Here is a 548-nt window from a genome sequence, read left to right as displayed (position 1 = left end):
GCCCCGTGCGCGGGTCGTAAGTGGCAATCGCGACCGATGGACCACCGGATCTGCCTGCGCTGAACGCACTCGGCGCCATTGTCGGCGCATCCGGGGCCGGCGGAACCTCAGCCACTGGCGAATCCTCTTGCGGCGCCTCGGCCGGCGGTGCGCCAGGTGGCGGAGCCTCGCCCGGTGGCACGGCAGCCGGCGGAAGTGGCGTGCCCTCGATGGGACCGTGGATGAACTTGTCATGATCGACGCGCGAATCCGGTGCGATTCCCTGGGCCAGCAGGTTGGGATCGATCGGGTACGGACCGAGGGCATGCTGGCGCATCGCCAACGGCTCGTAAGGCTGATCGCTGTTACAGATTTCGACCGTGGGAGCACGCTTTCCCGGCTTACCCATGCACGGGTAGTTGCGCGCGCCGCGGACGCCCATCGGCGAATCCTGCGGCAGTTTGCAATACAACCCGTCGGGGGTGTCGATATCGCTGGTGTCCTCAGGAGACCGCCACGCCGACGGCGGCAGAAATCCTACGGTGCACGCCGGCGGGTCACCCATCGTA

1 pseudogene is annotated in these 548 nt (G+C 67.3%); it reads right to left on the bottom strand.

The features are described 5' to 3' along the window. A pseudogene (locus tag RNB18_RS50920) lies at positions 1-548 on the bottom strand (hypothetical protein); the annotation flags it as partial.

The organism is Streptomyces doebereineriae (assembly GCF_031845645.1).
Lineage (GTDB): Bacteria > Actinomycetota > Actinomycetes > Streptomycetales > Streptomycetaceae > Streptomyces > Streptomyces canus.
This window is presented reverse-complemented; position numbering and strand designations above follow the sequence as displayed.